Origin of the sequence: Ktedonobacter robiniae (genome assembly GCF_016587375.1) — a bacterium.
Lineage (GTDB): Bacteria > Chloroflexota > Ktedonobacteria > Ktedonobacterales > Ktedonobacteraceae > Ktedonobacter > Ktedonobacter robiniae.
Genome location: NZ_BNJG01000001.1, coordinates 16,363 through 32,313, shown reverse-complemented (window position 1 = coordinate 32,313; position 15,951 = coordinate 16,363). Strand labels below are relative to the sequence as shown.

Sequence of the window (15,951 nt, the reverse complement as noted above, 5' to 3'; positions counted from 1 at the left end):
ATGGGCATATGCTACCTCTTGTGGTACACATACCCATCATTTTTTGTGCACTGCTAAGAAATGGAAAAGATCCTCGCTATTGGTAAATCAAGCTGTAAATTGTGTCTAGGCTGCCCTTTGCATCGAGCAAGGTTGTAGCATTCCTTTCCCATTAGCTTCTCTACAGAAAGCATACATATTTCACCTGATCATGGTTGTGCAGAGACGGAGGAACCTGAGTGACACAAGCGCTTGACATGAGCAATATACACGAAATTAGCGAATCGCTCATGCGCATTTCACGTCTGCTGCATGAGCATACCCATAAGCTTGAAGTCGCGGTCGAGGGAACCTATGCTGGTCAGACTGGTGATCCACGTGTGAGCTTGTTAATGGATGCTCTGATCGTTGCGCGTAAGGCCGACCTGGAACTGGGACGCAACAGCCAGGCCCTCAAACGTTTGACTACCCAGCAACTCTCCACAAGCAGCGGTAAAGGGAATACCGCCGCCACGCGTGCTGTTTTTGAGCGCGAACGTGCTGAATTACAGTCCAATATCACCTTCCTCAAGAAACAACGCGATGAACAGGGGATCCTGGCCGATATCGCGCGCACCCTGAATTCCACCCTGGAGTTCGACGAGGTCCTGCGCCTGGTCATGGATCGCGTCATTGAGTTCGTCAGCGCCGAACGCGGCTTCCTCATGCTTGTCGATCAGCAGACACAAGACCTGGAGTTCAAAATTGCGCGCGATAAGCAGGCTCGCACCATTCCCGAGAGCGAGTTCTCGACCGCAGGGATCAGTCGGGGCGTGGTTAAGCGCACAATTACTACCCTGGAGCCGCTGGTCTCCGACGATGCCAAGCTCGACGCCTCGCTTAATGGGCATGAGAGCATCATGACCTTTGGCATCCGCTCCATGATGTGCGCGCCACTGGTGGTGCGTGATCACTGCATTGGCGCGGTCTATGTCGATAGTCGCATTAACGCGAATCTCTTTAGACAGCAACACCTGGAGCTGCTTGTCGCCTTCTGTAACCAGGCCGCTATCGCTATCGATAATGCTCGCCTCTTCGCAGATCTCAACCGTGCCATTCAACAGGTACAAGATGACAAGCAGTACATGGATAATATCTTTGCCTCTATTGCCAATGGCGTTGTGACCATTGATTCTCGAGGCTATGTGACCACATTTAATGCCTCCGCAGGTCTGATTCTGCAAATAAATAATTCACAGGCCATTGGCCGGCACTATACCGAGGCCTTTGCCTCACATGCCCATATTGGTGTTGTCGACCTCTTACGCAACGCTCTGGAGCACGCGGAACTCCATGCCCACGGAACCTTCGTTCCCAGCTCGGTGGATAATTGTATCATCCCCAACCGCCTCAATGGCCCCTTCAGCCTGAACCTCTACGTCTCGTCACTACGCGACACGCAAGGAGCGCATATCGGGGCGGCTCTGGTGATTGATGATCGCACAGAGATCAAGCGCTCGGAGGCCGAGACCAAGAAGATTCGCGGCATTTTTGAGCGCTATGTCCATCCCAATGTCGTCAAGCAGCTTATTCGGGATAAGAATGCCCTGAACCTGGGTGGCGAGACCAAAGAGATCTCGGTCCTCTTCGCGGATATCCGCGGTTTTACCCGCCTGAGCGAGAGCATGCCACCCGAGGCCGTGATGGATATGATTAACCGCTATATGCGGATCATGTGCGAGGCCATCTGGGAGGAGGAAGGAACGATTACCGCCTTTCTCGGCGATGCCGTCATGGCCATCTTCAACGCGCCCCTGCCACAGGAGCAGCATGCCCTGCGCGCGGTACGCGCTGCCTGGAAGATGCGCATGGCCGTGCAGGGCTACCAGCAGACACATCCCCAGGAGCGCTTTATCTCCTTTGGCATTGGCGTCAACACGGGCCTGGCCACGGTGGGCAATATCGGCTCCCAGGAGCGCATGCAGAACTATACAGCGATTGGCGACGTCGTCAACGTGGCTTCGCGCTTGCAGAATAACGTCTCCGACAATGATATCTTGCTGAACGATACCACGTACCAGCAGGTCTATCCCTACGTGAGGACCGGTCAGCCCTTCCAGCTCTCCGTCAAAAACAAAGCCGCCCCCCTGACCGTGCGCTACCTCCTCGGCCCCCTATAAACAGATAGAGAGTAACGAGAGATGCGTTGCCCGCTGCCAGCCTTCGGCTGGCAGCGGGCAACGCATCTCTCGTTACTCTGGCGAGTACCTGGCGAACTAAAGCGCCTGGCGCAGCACAAAACCACGCTGAGCCAGGCGAATAAAACCAAACCACTCATACAGGCGGTGGGCGTGCGCGTTCTGCTCCTCGGTGTTGAGCATGATGCGCGTGACGCGTTCGCTGGCGAAAAAGCGTACCGCCTCGGCCATCAGGCGTGCCCCTATCCCCTGGCGTTCAAAGGCGGGGTGGACCGCGATGCGTACCAGGTAGCCATAGTCGGCCTCCACGGTATTAAACTGGTAGCCGACGACCTGCCCATTCTGCTCGGCGACGACAAAGTAGGGATGCGAATTGGCGATATCGCGAAAGGCGGTCGCGTCATAGCGCCAGAGCTCATCAAAGCAGCGCTCCTCGATAGCGAGCAGGGCGGCTGTATCATCCTCAAGTCCAGTTCCTAGCTGCACCGAACGTACGGTGACGCGTGTATTCCCGGAGGTTGGCGTCGTATAGTCATACTTGTCGTAGGCATAGAGCTGGCAGTAGGGTTGAAACCCGCGCGCCAGCAGGAGGGGCGGAGCCAGTCCTGCTCCATATCATTGCCGGAATAATACAGCGCCTGCGCTCCCCGTGCCCGCAGATGTGTGTTGAGGTCTTCAATGAGGTTATCGAGGATGGAGATATAGTATTTGCTCTCGCTCCAACTGACGCCAAATCCGCCTATCCAGGCAATAGGCGGATTGGTGATCTGCGAGATGAGAAAGCCATGTAGTGATGCGTTGTGCAGGTCTCCCACAGCCGGGTAGCGCTCGATCAGGAGTGGCAGCTCCTCTGGGGTGAAGCGCTGATAGATGTATTCGGAGGAGCGAATCAGGCGCTCAACCTGCGGGACATCGGCTGGTGTTAAGAGCCGAATATGCCTGGAGTCGGTTGACATGCGTCCTCAAGCTTTCTCTTCGTCGGCGGACGGCCCCTTAACCTCGCGGCGCAGGCGCTCAATATCTGGCTTTGGCTTACGGCGTACACGATAGCCGGTCAGGTTATGGATGCGCCTGAGTTCTGAGATCAAGACATCGATATTGATCTGGTAGGTCATATCGGGGGCGGGTCCCAGGTCGTCAATGGCGGCCTCGCCACCCATGAGCTGATTGATGGAGGTCGTGACACAGTTCTCAAGCGCGCTAATGCTATAGCCGCCCTCCTGGACCATGATGACGCGTCCATCACAGATCCTCTCGGCATATTCCAGAATGACGCGGTTCAACTGGTAGAAGGCCGCGGTCGAGAGGTACATGTCGCCAATCGGGTCGTCCCAGTGCGCATCAAAGCCCGCCGAGACAAGGATCAGTTGTGGATCAAAGCGATCCATGGCGGGGACCATGACCTGGCGGAAGATGGAGTCATAGACATGGAAGCCTGTGCGTGCTGGCAGGGGGACATTAATCGTTGTGCCCAGGCCTTCGCCCTCGCCCAGCTCGGTTGAGGCGCCGGTCCCTGGATAGAAGGGGGCCTGGTGGACGGAGAAGTACAGCACACGGGGATCGTTGTAGAACATCTCCTGGGTGCCGTTGCCGTGATGCACATCATAGTCAATGATCATGACGCGCTCCAGCCCATGCTTCTCCAGAGCGTAGCGCGCGGCGACCGCGACATTATTGAAGATGCAGAAGCCCATCGCCGATTCCGCGACCGCGTGATGGCCCGGAGGGCGTACGAGGCAGTAGGCGTTTTTAATCTCGCCCTTGAGTAGGGCGTCGATGGCGGTCAGAGGGGCACCAGCCGCTTTCAGCGCGGCCTCATAGGTTTTGGCGGAGACATAGGTATCGGTTGCGAAGAATTGCGTATTGCGACCACCGGAGGCCTCTATTTCCGCTGCTTTCTTGCTAGCCACCTCCACCTCCTGGATATACTCCCGCTCGTGCACTGCCGCCAACTCGTCCACCGTTGCGGCACGCGGTTGGAGTTGCACCAGGTCATCACGCTCAAACCACTTGAGGGCCTGCAATAACTGCATCGACTCGTCGAGGCGCTGTGGGCGCTCTGGGTGCTGCTCGGGCGTAATGTGCTCTAAAAAGATTGGATCATAAATAAAGGCCGTGGTCATAGGATAAAGTCCATTCCTCATTGACGAAGCATTCTGTGATGCGCGCCTGATAGTGGGCATCACAGAATGCTTTGTGCGTGTTCTATTATGGTGTTAGCTATTCTCTGTTTATAGAATACTCCTTGCAAAGAGTATCCTTCAGGAATATTACTTGCTCAGCACCTTTTTGACAAGGGCTGGCACATCAAAGATGGTGTCCGCGACGGGAACACCGGCGGCCTGAAGCGCCTCAACCTTGCCCTGGGCGGTCCCGGTATTGCCCGAGACAATCGCGCCCGCATGGCCCATGCGTTTTCCTGGAGGGGCTGTGCGCCCGGAAATGAAGGCCACCACGGGCTTCTTCATCTGGGTTCTGATGTACTCGGCAGCATCCTCTTCGTCGCTACCACCGATCTCGCCACACATGACGACGACCTCAGTCTGAGGATCCTCGTCGAAGCGCTTGAGGTAGTCCGCGAAGGTTGAGCCGATGATGGGGTCACCACCGATGCCGATGCAGGTCGACTGACCCAGGCCCTCGTTGGTGAGCAGCGAGACCACTTCATAAGTCAGGGTGCCAGAGCGCGAGATGAAGCCGACGGGTCCGGGTGTAAACATGCCGTAGGGGATGATACCGATCTTACCATGGCCTGGCGTGCAGAGTCCTGGGCAGTTGGGGCCAATCAGGGTCGCCCCCTTCTCGCGTACCGCCAGGATCGCGCGGGTCATATCCACAACTGGAATGCCCTCGGTGATGCAGACGATCAGTTCGATGCCTGCGTAGGCTGCCTCTTCGATGGCGTCAGCCGCGCCCGCGGGTGGCACGAAGATGCAGGTGGCATTGGCATCGGTCCGGGCCTTGGCCTGGGCCACGGTATCAAAAACGGGAACGCCCTCGACCTCCTGGCCACCTTTACCAGGGGTGACGCCGCCAACAACGGTCGTGCCGGCCGCTATCATATTATGGGTGTGATACTGACCCTCACGCCCGGTAATGCCTTGCACGATGACGCGCGTGCTTTTATCCAGTAGAATGCTCATTGCTGCTACCCTTCTCTACTTGTCAAGCCCGTTAATGGCGGCGACAATCTTCTGCGCGGAGTCACGCATATCCTGACCCCAGTCGAGTCCCGCGTCTTTCAGCAGGGCGCGACCCTCTTCGGCGCCTGTGCCGGAGAGGCGAACGACAATCGGCATACCCTTGGGCAGCTCTCCCTGCGCCATAATCACGCCACGAGCTACCTCTTCGCCACGCGTAATACCGCCGAAGATGTTGACGAGGATGCCCTTGACCTGGGGGTCGCGTGCGACGAAGGTCAGGGCCTTGTACATGACCTCGGCCTTGGCGCCACCACCGATATCCAGGAAATTCGCGGGCTTGCCGCCGGAACGGGCGACCATGTCGAGCGTGGTCATAACCAGGCCTGCACCGTTACCAATGATACCGACGTCACCATCCAGCTTGACATAGGTCAGGCCTGCCTGCTTGGCCTCGAACTCAATGGGGTTGGCGTCTTCTGGCTCGGACCAGGAGGCAATCTCTTTCTGGCGGTAGAGCGCGTTATCGTCGATCAATATTTTCGCGTCTGCGGCCAGGACCTTGCCGTCTGCGGTCAGGGCCAGGGGGTTGATCTCAGCCAGCTGCGCGTCGGAACCGATATAGGCCTTGGCGAGATTGGCGAGGATAGCGGCTGCGGGACGGAGGGCCTTCGTGGGGAGTCCCGCCTCGGTGACGATGTTGAGGGCCTCAAAGGGGCGCAGCCCCCAGTGCATATCTATAGGATATTTAATAATTTTTTCGGGATGAGTTGCAGCGACCTCTTCGATATCGATACCGCCCTCTTTCGAGACCATGACCACGGGAGTCTGTGACTTGCGGTCATGTACGATACCCAGGTAGTACTCTTCTTTAATATCGATCTTGGAGGTTACAAGAACCTTATCTACGGTCAATCCCTTAATGTTCATGCCCAGTACGCGTGCCGCGGAGGCGCGAGCCTCTTCTGGAGTGTCGCCAAACTGAATGCCACCCGCCTTACCACGTCCACCGACGTAGACCTGGGCTTTGATGACAACGGGCCCGTCAAGTTCGCGGGCAATAGTTTCGGCCTCTTCTGGCGTGTGTGCGACTTTGCCGGGCTGAACCGGAATGCCGTAACGAGCCAGGACTTCTTTGGCCTGATATTCGTGGATCTTCAAAATAATTGCTCCTTAATACGCTTGCTTCCACATATTGACTGCCTCCCTGGAGAAGAGAGACAAGGAGTAGGTTGATGCAACTGAAGTTTATGCTAGCACTTCACAGAAAAGGTGTCAAGGATGGGTTGCGCCTGCAAGCGCTTGTATGCCCTCTCGACTCTCTTCCCCGTAGTGATACCCACGCTAATGTGTGAGGCAGTCCATAGCAATCGTACGCGTTTTCTCTCATACTTGAGACAAAGCTCTCATAACCCCGGAAGCCACGTAATGGCGAGAACACCTCTTAGAGAGGAGATCAAACCTATGACACGTTCCTTGCAAAAAGATTGTAGCGAATATATCGAAGATCTCGATATCACCATGGAATCTCTGCGCGATTGGGAGGGTTTCTCGGATCGCGCGCTAGCCTATGAAATGTTCCTCAATACCTATCGCGATACCTGTGCGCGTGGTCGCCGCGATATTGAACACATTCGCGGAGCTCTTGAGCGCCTGGAGAAAGAGCTGGCCTGGCACCAGCAGCGTTATGAAACCTTCCGCCACAAGAGAAATGAAAGTAAGTAAACTACTCTCTGCATAAAAAAAGGCGCCGGGTAAACACCCGGCGCCTTTTTTTATGCAGAGAGTAGGTAATTATCCCCGGATAACAGCCAGGACTTCGTCGCGTTTTTGTTCCATGAGGGCCTGGGTCTTTGCCTCAAGGTTCAGGCGCAGCAGGGGCTCGGTGTTGGAGCCACGCACGCTAAACCACCAGTCGCCGTAGTCAGCGCTGATACCGTCGAGGGTGTCAAACGACTGGGCCTGCTTGCTAAAGTTTTCCTTGACCTCCTCGATCTTGGCCTTGACGTCGCTGACGGTGCTGTTGATCTCACCACTGCGGTAGTAGACGTCGAGGGGCTTGATGCTCTCGGAGAGCGGTTTGTTCTCGACGGAGACCAGCTCTAGCATGATCAGGAAGGCGATCAGGCCAGAGTCGGCATACCAGTTGTCGCGGAAGTAGAAGTGTCCGGAGTGTTCGCCACCGAAGATGGCGTTCTCTTCGCGCATCTGGGCCTTGATGAAGGAGTGCCCCACGCGGGTGCGACCCGATTTTCCACCCAGTTTCTCGACCAGTTCTGGCACCGCCTTGGAGACGACGAGGTTGTAGAGGATGGTCGAGCCGGGAAACTTATGTAGCAGGCTGTTAGTCACGGCCAGGGTGACCATGGAGCCATCGACCAGGTCGCCATGCTCATCGACGGGGAACATGCGGTCGGCGTCGCCATCGAAAGCCACGCCCATGTCGGCATGCGTCTCGCGTACTTTTTGCTGCACATCTACCATGTTCTCTGGCTCGATTGGGCTGGCGGGATGATGGGGGAAGGAGCCATCCAGCTCAAAGTAGAGGGGAACCAGCTCGCAGGGGAGGTGTTTGAAGACGCGTGGCAGCACCAGGCCCGCCATGCCATTGCCCGCGTCGGCGACGATCTTGAGTGGGCGAATCTTCTTCACGTCGATGAAGGAGAGGGCGTGCTGGACATAGTCGTCGATGATGTCGCGCTGGCTGGCCTCGCCCTTGTGTGCAGGCTCGGCAAACTCACCGCTCACGGCCAGGTCGCGGATATCGCTTAGTCCAGTGTCACGGCTAATAGGATAAGCCATCGCGCGGCAGAACTTCATGCCGTTGTACTTGCCGGGATTGTGCGAGGCAGTGATCATGACGCCTGCGGGATAATTAAACTTACCCACGGCGAAATAGAGCGCGTCCGTCGTCACCATGCCCAGGTCGATAACATTGACACCCTGGTCGGTCAGTCCACGGATCAGGTTCTCCGCCAGTTGTGGTGAGGAGAGACGCATGTCGCGCCCGACCGCGATTTCAGGAATATTTAGATACTGGCCCGCCGCGCGTCCGATTGCATAGACGGCCTCATCGGTGAGGGCCTCGCCATAGATGCCTCGGATGTCATAGGCCCCGAAGATGGAGGGGTTGACATTAGTCTTTGTGCTCATAATTGTGCCGTGCAGGGAGGTCGTATGGATTTGCCCTGCACGTCTCCTTTCTCTATCTATCACGTCGGAGCATATTGGCCTGGATGTCAGGACTCTCCGCTGTGTTGGGTTTATTTGGGGGGTTGCTTCGTATATAGACGCTCCCAGTCATGGCGTAGGATTTCAACAAGAACCCAGGGATCGCCAGAACTGCGCGGATCATAGATCTGTCCGACCTCGGTAAAGTAGCTACGGGTGAAGGCCTTTCGTGCTGGAAGATTGGCAAGAGCCGTCTCCGCATAGATGCGTGCCAGGAAGGGTAGGGTAAAGAGATGATTGACGAGTGTGTAAATCGCCTCGCGCCCATATCCCTTGCCCCAACTCTGTTTATTGCCAATTCCCAGGCCGACCTCTACCTGGCCACTTCGATAATCGAGATTGAAGTACGTAATGGTGCCAATAGGCGCCTTTTGTTCATCTTCAATAATAAACCAGAATTGCCGCCCATTTCCTCGCACATAATTGCGTTCAAAAACAGGGAGAAATTCAGCCATGGTGCGCGAGTAGGGCCGGTGTGGGTCAAAGCGCCATACCTCGTCGTCGCGCTCCCAATGAAAGACGTTGCGTGCATCCTGCATCATTGGTGGGCGTAGTGTAATGCGTTCTCCATGCAGAATAGGTGTGCTGCTTACTCGATTGTCGCGTTGTAGTTCTGTCATGGTTTCTCCGAAGTTCCTCTCGACCGACGCTGCTAAAGCACGCGTCTACATATCATGGCCCATATGTAGACGCGTGCTTTAGCAGCGCCGGGCCATGCCCTGCTTGCGAGCTATATCAGCCCGATTTCACGCGCAAAGCTGGTTCCTGCCGCCAGTGGGTCAACCCCAAAGTTCTCGGCTAATGTCTGCCCAAGGTCGGCCATGGAGGACCGGGTTCCGAGGTCTACTCCGGCGCGAATTGGCTTGCCGTAGGCGAGCAGGGGCACACATTCTCGGGTATGGTCGGTACCATGATAGGTGGGATCGACACCATGGTCGGCGGCGAAGAAGATGGCGTCTTCGGGACGCAGTACCTGCTGCACCTTGTCGAACCATGCGTCTACATCGCGTAGCGCTTGCGCGTATCCCTGGCTATCGCGACGGTGTCCCCATAACATATCAAATTCTACCAGATTCACGAAGAGTAGACCATAAAAGTCTCGCTCAAGCCAGCGCAGGGTCGCGGCCATCCCTTCTTGATTCGTCTCCGTGTGATCGCGCGCGGTCAGGCCGCGGCCCGCGAAGAGGTCTTCAATCTTGCCAATGCCAATCACATCGCGCCCGCTTTCTTTAAGCAGGTCAAGCAGGGTGGTGCCGACTGGCTCCAGGGCGAAGTCGCGCCTGTGCTCGGTCCGCTTGAAATTGCCGGATGTGCCAATAAAGGGGCGCGCGATGACCCGGCCCACAGCGTTCTCGCCTGTCAGCATATCGCGTCCAACCTGGCAGATGCGATAAAGCTCCTCCAGGGGAATGACCTCCTGGTGGGCCGCGATCTGGAAGACGCTATCTGCCGAGGTATAGAGGATGGGCCGCCCAGTACGCACATGCTCTTCGCCCAGTTCTTTAATGATCTCGGTACCCGAGGCGACCTTGTTGCCAATGACTTTGTGTCCACTGGCCTCTTCAAAGGCAGCGACAAGCTCAGCCGGAAAACCTTGGGGATAGGTGGGTAGCGGTCGCTGGAGAACGGCTCCCATAAGCTCCCAGTGTCCCGCGACGCTGTCTTTGCCCGCGGCGGTCTCGTTCAGACGTCCAAAGGCGCCCAGGGCCTTTTCCTGGGGTGGTGTGCCCTGGATAGGCGTGATGTTGCCCAGTCCAATGCGCCCCAGGTTGGGTAGCTCCAGGCCACCGATGGCCTGCGCGCAGTGCTCCAGTGAACTGGCCCCCTCGTCTCCATAGGTTGCACTATCTGAATTGGCTCCTGCTCCTACACCATCTAAGACGATAACGACAGCTCGTTTGAGTATGCTCATAATGAAATCACCTTTGCCGTATCCAGGCGTGCATAACGCGGTAGCGACTCGCCGATGAGCGGCTGCGCGTAGGTGTGAAATGCACGCGTAACCATTGCTGTACTCGCATCAAAATAGGCATCAGGAATGAGGCGCTGCACGTTCGCGATCTCTCCAAGCTCAACCAGACCTGTAGTACAGTGATAGGCCGGCGTATCATGCCGCACCAGCGTCACCATTTTATCGCTCTCCCCATGCAATGCCGCCTCTAGCGCCTTCTGTCCCACAAGGTACGCCTCTTGCCGATCCGTTGGCGAGACGTACTGCGAAGACATGCGCTGGAAATCGCCCGGTTTGTCGAAGCGCGCTCGTAGATGTAATTGTTGCTTTATTAATTCTACCAGAGTTTGTGCGGTTCCGCTAAGCAAGGGATGTTGAAAGGCGTCAACACCCGCCTGCGCGGCCGCGCCCAGCGCCTCTCCTTTCTCATTACGCAACGCCTCCGAGGCCACGATGACGACATAGCCGTAACGCCTATATGCCTCCTCAACCTGGGTCAGGAAGCGCTCCTCGTGAAAGGCCTGTTCGGGAATGAGCACGATATGGGGCGCATCAGCCTCGTCGTGCTTGCCTAGCGTTGAGGCCGCTGCCAGCCAACCCGCATTGCGTCCCATGGTCTCGATGATCTTGACGGGATAATGCCCTGGCATGGAGAGGGTGTTCATGGTTGAGTCTTGCGTTGCCGCTGCGATGAAGCGCGCGGCACTCCCATAGCCGGGACAGTGATCGGTAAAAGGGAGATCATTATCGATGGTCTTTGGGATGCTGATGGCGTAGAACTCATACCCGGTATGGTGGGCCGCCTGCGCCAGGCGATGCGCAGTATCGGCGGAATCATTTCCACCAATATAGAGGAGATAGCGAATATCGTAACGGCGAAAAATATCTAAAGCATGCTCAATATCTTGTTCTTGTAGCTTGTAGCGACACGAGCCGAGCGCGGCAGATGGTGTATGTAGGAGCTGAGGCCAGAGGCCCGCATCTTGTTGACGCAGATCAATAAAGTCTTCTTGCAATAGACCCGCGATCCCATAATGCATCCCATAGATGTCAGCGATACGCGTGTCTGCCAATGCCGCCTCGACTGCGCCTACGAGGCTCGCATTAATAACGGCGGTTGCGCCGCCCGATTGACCAATAAGCAGATTGCCAGAAACCAATGCTTACCCCCAATAGATTACCTTACATTTAAACTCAGGAAATGCCTTGCTTGAGCACCTCTCGCAAGGCCATTATAACAAGTTCAGGGGCGAGCGTCGAGGGGATAGGTCTAAGTCTATGGCCTCTTTCATGGCAGAGAGCGCGAAGATTTCCTTTCTTGAGAGCGCCTACGCACCTGTAGCCCTCTCCCTGTGAAGTCGCATGAGGCTCCTGGACTTGGAGCGCCTACGCACCTGTGCCCCTTCGGGTAAGGGGCACAGGTGCGTAGCGAGCCGAGGCAGGTGCTAGAGGAGGAGTGAAAGGCTTTGTATGGGGCTATTGTCTGCTTGTATGCTAGTATTCAAAGAGGGAACCTGCGGTGCGTTCTTAAAGAAAAACATTGATCCCATTAAGCAAGAAGGGGAAATACGCGTGAAAGAGAAAATAATTCTTGACTGTGATCCTGGCCATGATGATGCAATCGCACTCTTACTGGCCGCCCATCATCCCCAGCTAGAACTCCTGGCTGTGACGACTGTCGCGGGCAACCAGGCGGTCGAGAAGACCTCGCGTAACGCCTTAAAAGTCTGTTCGCTGGCGGGCCTGCATCATATTCCAGTCGCCAGAGGGATGGAGAAGCCCCTGGTACGCGCCCCCGGCTTTGCCGCCGATATTCATGGTGAAACGGGCCTGGATGGTCCTGATATGCCCGAACCTGTTATGTCGCTGGTGCGTATGCACGCAGTCGACCTGCTTATCGACCTGCTGCTCAGAGCAGAGGAGCCGATTACCCTGGTGGCAACCGGCCCCTTAACTAATATTGCCACAGCCCTGGAGCGCTCGCCGCACATTGCCCGCAACATCAAAGCCATCTCTATTATGGGGGGAGCCATCGGCCTGGGCAACGTGACCCCAGCCGCCGAGTTTAATATCTGGTTTGATCCCGAAGCGGCACAGAAGGTATTTCAGTGTGGTCGCCCCATTACCATGGTTCCCCTGGAGGTCACGCACCAGGCGCTGGCAACGAAGGAGATCATGCGCCGCTTACGCTCTTCCGGGCGCCGCGTTGCCAACTTCGCCGCCGATCTCCTGGCCTTCTTTGCGGATACCTATGAGCAGGTCTTCGGCTTCTCTGCGCCCCCGTCCATGATCCCTGTGCTGTTGCCGCCGTCATCGATCCAGCCATCATCGAAGGCCACGATATCCGCGTTGAGATTGAGACTGGAGGGGAGTGGAGCGCTGGCCGCACCATCTGCGATGTCTACGGTAAGATCCAACTCCCACCCAATGCCCGCGTCGGCTACAGCCTCAACGTCTCCCACTTCTGGGACCTCACCATTAACACTATCCTTACCTATGAGTGAATCAATAAGAAGAAGTGATGGAATATCACCATCGACACCGCCTTTACCCTTTAATTGATAAGAGGTCAGATGAGGTTGCCTGGTGCTGAAAGCACCAGGCAACCTCATCTGACCTCTTCTTAAGCGAGCGCCGCAGGCGCGAAAAGTCCCCCGGAGAGCGGGGTCAAAGGGGCGTCCCCTTCACACATTAAATTTGATAATCCATTTCGCCGTTCCAGCCTTGCGTGAGCTCCTCGTGCTTCTCAAGGGGAGCACCCCCTTTCATCAGCAGCTCGGCTGGTTTGGCGGCTACTACAGAATTCGGCGAGACCGATTCGAGTACCAGCGCCATGGCGCCAATCTTGCTGCCGCGTCCAATCGTGATGGGACCCAGGACCGCCGCGCCTACGCCAATCGTGACATCATCCTCAATGGAGGGGTGGCGCTTCTGCTTACGCCCGGGGCTGGGTCTCCACCAGCCGGTCGCGCCCAGCGTCACCTGGTGATAGAGCATCACATTATCGCCGATGACAGCCGTCTCGCCGATGACAACACCCGCGCCGTGATCGATAAAAAAGCGTTTGCCAATCTGGGCTCCAGGATGGATCTCGATACCACCCGTAATTATGCGCGCAAACTGCGAGATGAGGCGTGGCAAGATGGGGATGTGTGCCTTGTGGAGGGCATGGGCGATACGATGATAAAAAATAGCCCAGAGACCAGGGTAGGTCAATGCCTCGATAATGTTACGGCAGGCTGGATCCTTCTCGAAGATCACATCAATATCATCAGGCCAGGCGGTGCGCCTCCGCGGTGTCTGAGAGGGGCGGCAATAACAATGCCTGGGGGCAATTGTGGCAACTGGGACAAATCAGTTTCGTATAGCTGCTGCTGACCTATCTTAGTATCCTCCGATAAGCTTCTGGGTCCCTGGGACATAGCATTTTGATCCTTTTCTGTCTGGATAAATCTTTTTGGGATAGATCTTTCTTGCCCTGTTCTGTAATGCCTACTGGCTTGCCGATATCTGGCACTGCTATGTGTGGTTGTGCTATCAACTCTGATAGATCTTCCTTTGAAATTGAGTGTATGGCAGGAGTCAGGTCTTGTCAAGGGGATGCAGATTTTCTCTCTCTCTCTCGATATCGTAAAAAAAGTGCGGCAAACCTATTGACAATTCGCAAGTGCTCCAGTATACTGACGACGTGTTGAGAAACACGCACACAATATGGTGGCCGTAGCTCAATCGGCAGAGCTCTGGATTGTGGCTCCAGCGGTTGTGGGTTCAAGCCCCATCGGTCACCCCCAAGAAACCCGGGGTAGTCAAAGCACTATCTCGGGTTTTTAATTACTTACCTCTTTTTGTCGTTCATTGCGACAATTTTGCGACATCTTCGCGATAGACCTGAGACATCCCCAGACTATACTTTCACCAATGCACCAGACAGACATTAATGACCTGGTTCGTGGTGCGGGTTGGCAGCTGCAGGCTGCCAACCCGCACCACGAACCAGAGCGAGCGCCGTAGGCGCAAGTGGCCAAGCCAAAATCTTGTACATCAGGTGAGTATAAATATCAGGAGCAAATTGTATGTCTTGGGAACAAAACTCATATCGCGAAAGCGCGTCAGCCCAGCATATGTATGAAAGCGGTTATGCGAGCGAAGCGGAGCATCTCCAGCCAGAGCCAATCTATCAGAGCCATGTGCCACCCATGAATCAGACAATGCGTGACCTTCCTCCCTCGCATGAGTCACCACGTCCAGCGTTTGATGGTCCCCAGGTGATGCAACCATTGCCTCCGCCAGCGGGACAACAGGGCTACGTTCTCTATGGCTGGCAGCCGGTCTTTACAAAGGTGGGTGAGTCCAGTGGCTCGCGTTTCGCGGCTGTGCTCAGCTATCTAGGGGGCTGGTTCTCGGGCCTGTTGCTGTTCTTCTTCGGCTTCGAGAACAAATATGTGCGCTTCCATGCCCTGCAATCCCTGCTCTTCTTCGGCTTTCTCAACATTGCCGACTTCTTTATGTTTGTGTTTGGCGGCTTTGGCTTGCGCATCTGGAGCCATGTCCCTTATGCCCATGGCTTCTTTGCCCTGGGAATCTTCCTGGCCTTCCTGCTCATCAATGTCGTGGCCTTTGTGGGCTGGCTGGTCTGTATCGTGATGGCGGCAAGTGGAAAATACTACAAGATTCCCATTTTTGGGCATTTTGCCGCTCGCCTCTGTGGGGTTGAACCGTCTCCAGTCCCAACGGTCAAATAGGTTGTTCTAGATTGCTTGATGCTGGCGAGAAGCGGCCCAGATTCCCTCGGGAACCTGGACCGCTTCTCGCTATCGTGCTCTTTCGCTTTCCATAAGCTTAGGAGGCTACTGTATCGGTTGGAGTGGTGTAGGTGCTTGTATCTCTCACAAAGAAGCCAACTGCGGCGGCCACGACACCAACAACAATGTGCAGAATATGGTCAGCGGCGTTGATGTGGGTCAGACCCAGGAAGAGGCCATTGTCGTGTCCATATGAGCCTGCAGGCAGGTACAATGCCGGAATGAGGCCCACCAGACCAAGCAGTGCATAGACGATACCAAAGACCTGGTTGAAGATCCGCGACTGTCCCGTAAATGCCGCGGCAATGCCGAGCACACCAGTCACAAGGTGAATAATGTTGTGAACAGTATCAACGTCGAAGATGCCAAACAAGGCTTGTACACCCGTACTATTCTCGGCTGGAATAAAGAAGCCGACAATACCGATAAGCGTAAAGACGACGCCCAATGCAAGTGCGACAATACGATTTGTTGTCCAGACCATAATAAACTCCTCTCTTTCGAGAACTGTCGTAGGCCCTGTAAAAAACAACATGAGTGCGAAGAGCAAAGATCTACTCTTTGAGCACGTTATCTACACGTTCCCAAACAGAGGAAAGTAACTCATAATGCCTTATTCTTGCGCATCTATCTCCGTATGCCGAAGAAGGCCTCGCTTGTGGCGTCTTCAA

The 15,951-nt window shown here is 55.7% G+C and carries 15 protein-coding genes and 1 tRNA gene; 5 read left to right on the top strand and 11 right to left on the bottom strand.

The features are described 5' to 3' along the window. The first annotated feature begins 236 nt into the window (after positions 1-236). Positions 237-2,138: an adenylate/guanylate cyclase domain-containing protein gene (locus tag JMJ04_RS00155; protein WP_201368554.1), complete on the top strand. Its 1,902-nt coding sequence runs from the start codon at positions 237-239 to the stop codon at positions 2,136-2,138. Between the two features lie 96 nt (positions 2,139-2,234). On the opposite strand, the gene JMJ04_RS00150 is transcribed toward JMJ04_RS00155, so the two are convergent. From JMJ04_RS00150 to sucC, 5 genes are all read right to left on the bottom strand, one after another. Continuing rightward, entirely contained in the window at positions 2,235-2,642 is a 408-nt protein-coding gene (locus JMJ04_RS00150) for a GNAT family N-acetyltransferase (protein ID WP_201368552.1), read from the bottom strand. Then, entirely contained in the window at positions 2,633-3,112 is a 480-nt protein-coding gene (locus JMJ04_RS00145) for a hypothetical protein (protein ID WP_201368549.1), read from the bottom strand. Before JMJ04_RS00145 ends, JMJ04_RS00150 begins: the two co-directional genes overlap by 10 nt. Positions 3,113-3,118: 6 nt before the next feature. Further along, positions 3,119-4,279: a histone deacetylase family protein gene (locus JMJ04_RS00140; protein ID WP_201368548.1), complete on the bottom strand. Its 1,161-nt coding sequence runs from the start codon at positions 4,277-4,279 to the stop codon at positions 3,119-3,121. Between the two features lie 147 nt (positions 4,280-4,426). Next, positions 4,427-5,299: a succinate--CoA ligase subunit alpha gene (gene sucD, locus JMJ04_RS00135; RefSeq protein ID WP_201368547.1), complete on the bottom strand. Its 873-nt coding sequence runs from the start codon at positions 5,297-5,299 to the stop codon at positions 4,427-4,429. 15 nt (positions 5,300-5,314) lie between these two features. Further along, complete coding sequence (gene sucC / locus JMJ04_RS00130) at positions 5,315-6,457, bottom strand: ADP-forming succinate--CoA ligase subunit beta (protein ID WP_201368546.1); 1,143 nt, start codon at positions 6,455-6,457, stop codon at positions 5,315-5,317. 303 nt (positions 6,458-6,760) lie between these two features. On the opposite strand from sucC, the gene JMJ04_RS00125 reads away from it, so the two are divergent. Continuing rightward, positions 6,761-7,021, top strand: coding sequence for a hypothetical protein (locus JMJ04_RS00125; protein ID WP_201368545.1), 261 nt, complete (start codon positions 6,761-6,763; stop codon positions 7,019-7,021). Between the two features lie 69 nt (positions 7,022-7,090). On the opposite strand, the gene JMJ04_RS00120 is transcribed toward JMJ04_RS00125, so the two are convergent. The 4 genes from JMJ04_RS00120 to JMJ04_RS00105 form a co-directional block, all read right to left on the bottom strand. After that, complete coding sequence (locus JMJ04_RS00120) at positions 7,091-8,449, bottom strand: phosphohexomutase domain-containing protein (protein WP_201368544.1); 1,359 nt, start codon at positions 8,447-8,449, stop codon at positions 7,091-7,093. Positions 8,450-8,559: 110 nt separating this feature from the next. Continuing rightward, the gene (locus JMJ04_RS00115; RefSeq protein ID WP_201368543.1) at positions 8,560-9,147 is read right to left on the bottom strand and encodes a GNAT family N-acetyltransferase; all 588 of its coding nucleotides are present in this window, start codon (positions 9,145-9,147) and stop codon (positions 8,560-8,562) included. Positions 9,148-9,257: 110 nt separating this feature from the next. Next, positions 9,258-10,433 (bottom strand): phosphopentomutase, encoded by a 1,176-nt coding sequence (locus tag JMJ04_RS00110; protein ID WP_420799472.1) that lies wholly within the window; start codon positions 10,431-10,433, stop codon positions 9,258-9,260. 2 nt (positions 10,434-10,435) lie between these two features. Then, positions 10,436-11,638: a 6-phosphofructokinase gene (locus JMJ04_RS00105; protein WP_201368541.1), complete on the bottom strand. Its 1,203-nt coding sequence runs from the start codon at positions 11,636-11,638 to the stop codon at positions 10,436-10,438. 412 nt (positions 11,639-12,050) lie between these two features. On the opposite strand from JMJ04_RS00105, the gene JMJ04_RS00100 reads away from it, so the two are divergent. Next, complete coding sequence (locus JMJ04_RS00100) at positions 12,051-13,040, top strand: nucleoside hydrolase (protein ID WP_236037842.1); 990 nt, start codon at positions 12,051-12,053, stop codon at positions 13,038-13,040. A gap of 129 nt (positions 13,041-13,169) precedes the next feature. Here the strand turns inward: JMJ04_RS00100 and epsC are convergent, their stop codons facing one another. Further along, on the bottom strand, positions 13,170-13,739 hold the full coding sequence (epsC, locus tag JMJ04_RS00095; RefSeq protein ID WP_420799448.1) for a serine O-acetyltransferase EpsC: 570 nt from the start codon (positions 13,737-13,739) through the stop codon (positions 13,170-13,172). Positions 13,740-14,191: 452 nt separating this feature from the next. Between epsC and JMJ04_RS00090 the strand changes: the two genes are divergently transcribed. Next, a tRNA-His gene (locus JMJ04_RS00090) sits at positions 14,192-14,269 on the top strand. Positions 14,270-14,551: 282 nt separating this feature from the next. Further along, positions 14,552-15,220 (top strand): DUF4870 domain-containing protein, encoded by a 669-nt coding sequence (locus JMJ04_RS00085; RefSeq protein ID WP_201368540.1) that lies wholly within the window; start codon positions 14,552-14,554, stop codon positions 15,218-15,220. Between the two features lie 97 nt (positions 15,221-15,317). Here JMJ04_RS00085 and JMJ04_RS00080 read toward each other — a convergent pair whose 3' ends face one another. Continuing rightward, complete coding sequence (locus JMJ04_RS00080; protein ID WP_201368539.1) at positions 15,318-15,764, bottom strand: DUF4383 domain-containing protein; 447 nt, start codon at positions 15,762-15,764, stop codon at positions 15,318-15,320. Between the last annotated feature and the right edge of the window lie 187 nt (positions 15,765-15,951).